Here is a 2166-nt window from a genome sequence, read left to right on the forward strand (position 1 = left end):
GGAAACCCCACCCGCCTGCGCGGTGGGGTAGTTCATAGTTTGATTGCCATTTGACAGTGACCAGAGGATTCAGTTTTGGACGGGCTCGCCCTGCTGAAGGCAGTTTTTCGTTTACTATTCGTCTACTATAGAAGGCTATGACGAAACTCACCCCCAGCTCCAGCTACAGTATTGCTTTGCGCCTGCGCCTGCCCAACCAGCCAGGAGCACTGGCCCGCGTCACCCAGGCTATTGCCGAGGTGGGAGGCAGCCTCAGCCAGATCGACCTCGTCTATCAATCCTCTGCAGAGACGGTGCGGGAGATCTCGGTGGATGCTGTCAGCAGCGAGCATGCCGAGCAAATTCGCGCCGCTGTTGCCTCTTTGCCCAATGTGAAAGTAGAGCGGGTGGTGGATCGCACCTTTGAGCTGCACCGCGGAGGAAAGCTGCAGGTGGTGGCCAAAAGCCCCCTGGAGAGCGCCGCCGATCTGGCCATGGCCTACACACCGGGGGTGGGGAGGGTGGCACTGGACATTGCCGCCAACCCCGCCGCCGTCTATGACTACACCATCAAGGGCAATTGCGTGGGCATTGTTACCGACGGCAGCGCTGTGCTGGGCTTGGGGAACATCGGGCCGGAGGCCGCTCTGCCGGTAATGGAGGGGAAGGCGGCCCTGTTCAAGCGCTTTGCCGATATCGATGCCTTCCCTCTGTGCCTGGCCACCCAGGAGGTGGAAGAAATCGTGGAGACGGTGGTGCGCCTGGCTCCCGGCTTTGGCGGCTTTAACCTGGAGGATATCAGCGCCCCCCGCTGCTTTGCCATTGAATCCCGGCTCAAGGCCCGCCTCAACCTACCGGTGTTCCACGACGATCAGCATGGCACGGCGATTGTGGTGCTGGCCGCCTTGCTGAATGCTTTGAAGGTGGTGAAAAAAAGCCTGGATCAGGTGCGCATTGTGCTCAATGGGGCGGGAGCAGCTGGCATTGCCGTCACGCAACTGTTGCGGCGGGCCGGGGCCAACCATATTGTGGTCTGCGACCGCCAAGGGATCCTCAGCCGCTCCCGCACCGACCTCACCCCAGAAAAGGCGGCAGTTGCAGTCGAGCAGAGCGGATCCCTGGCAGAGGCTTTGGTGGGAGTGGACGTGTTCATCGGGGTGAGCGTGGCCAATGCCCTGGCGGCAGAGATGGTGGAGAGCATGGTGCCGGATCCCATTGTCTTTGCCCTGGCCAACCCGGTGCCGGAGATCCAGCCGGAGCTGGTGAGCGATCGGGTGGCGGTGATGGCCACCGGGCGCAGCGACTACCCCAACCAGATCAACAATGTGCTGGCCTTTCCGGGCGTGTTTCGCGGCGCTCTGGATTGCCGCGCCAAGCAGATCAACACCGAGATGTGCCTAGCGGCCGCCCACGCCATCGCCAATTTGATCCCACCTGAAGATTTGGATCCCCAGTGGATCATCCCCTCGGTCTTCGACGGGCGGGTGGTCTCTGAGGTGGCTGCCGCAGTAGTTCAGGCTGCCCGCCAAACGGGAGTGGCCGGGATCCCTTGAGGGGTGCCCAGGCGGCCTATTGCCCTAGGTTCCCCTTCGCCAAAAGCGGGTGGAAGGCAGCATCCGCTTGACCGCAGGCTTCTGAGGCGTCAGCCCGTCGGGACAGCAATTACCCGTCCTAGCGCTGTGCGGAAGCAAGCTGGCAGTGCAGGGAGGATGTCAACATACCGAGCATCAATCTTTGGCCTGGGGAACGCTTTGGATCCGCAAATGCGGCAACGTTGAAGTCTGCTTTTTTCGGATCCCTTGTAACTTAACAATCCTTCAAGCTTTCTTCCTTCTTTGTGTAGTATTTTGCGCAGACGTCACTGACTTCATCGATTACCCTGAGTTTCAGGTTTCTAATCACTCGGCACTCCCAATGGATATACGTAAGCCGCTCTGCGTCCACATCGTCACCACGCTCACCGCTGCTAGCATTGCCGCTTTGCCTCAGTCTGACCTCGGCAGAGCCCTCAGAGTGGCTCTGGTGGTTGGAGCCGGGAACGCAGTAGCCTCGAGGGTTGCTTGGTCTTCTGCCCGAGACAGGGATCGGCGAGTGCAAAGCCTCCAAGCAAAGATTGAAGGGCTACAGGACCAGTCTGCGCGGAAGGAGGAAGAAATTCAAAGATGGCAGGGTCTCGTCGGAGACTTG

At 60.2% G+C, this 2166-nt stretch carries 1 protein-coding gene; it reads left to right on the top strand.

The window, feature by feature from the left end; genetic code table 11:
• Positions 1–137 precede the first annotated feature (137 nt).
• Positions 138–1532, top strand: coding sequence for a malic enzyme-like NAD(P)-binding protein (locus tag NW844_RS12740; RefSeq protein ID WP_414336179.1), 1395 nt, complete (start codon positions 138–140; stop codon positions 1530–1532).
• The last annotated feature ends 634 nt before the right edge of the window (positions 1533–2166 follow it).

It is taken from the genome of Synechococcus sp. H55.2 (assembly GCF_047462495.1).
Taxonomy (GTDB): domain Bacteria; phylum Cyanobacteriota; class Cyanobacteriia; order Thermostichales; family Thermostichaceae; genus Thermostichus.

What these genes read in the sequence shown, in the direction of transcription:
- NW844_RS12740 (WP_414336179.1), top strand. Translation starts at nt 138, where the DNA reads ATGACGAAACTCACCCCCAGCTCCAGCTACAGTATTGCTTTGCGCCTG.